Below are 308 nucleotides of genomic sequence, written 5' to 3'. Positions count from 1 at the left end.
AGTGCAGATAAAGCGCTTTGGAATTAATGCAAACGGGTTGCACGAACATCTTGACCTATAGCCTATCAGGTCGATGATCAGCCACGAGAATCATCAGGGCAACTCGCATCAAGGGCGCCGATGAGAAAACACCTCAGCACGTCCGCAATATATCCAACTCAAGATTGAGCGCTCTTAAGGAAAGACCTCTCGCCAGTATATAATGCGGTCATTCCCACGATACTGACCAAAGGTAGCGAACCTCAAGGGCGCGTCTTCCAAGGAACCGTCCGCGCTTGCATCCCAATTGAAACGCAGCCAAGGCATTG

1 protein-coding gene is annotated in these 308 nt (G+C 50.3%); it reads right to left on the bottom strand.

The features are described 5' to 3' along the window. Positions 1-174: 174 nt before the first annotated feature. Positions 175-306 (bottom strand): DUF6701 domain-containing protein, encoded by a 132-nt coding sequence (locus tag A3751_RS23825; protein ID WP_369821220.1) that lies wholly within the window; start codon positions 304-306, stop codon positions 175-177. Positions 307-308: the final 2 nt, after the last annotated feature.

It is taken from the genome of Oleiphilus sp. HI0080, assembly GCF_001635135.1.
The sequence above is the reverse complement of the archived record's forward strand: the minus strand, read 5'-3'. Positions and strand labels throughout refer to the sequence as shown.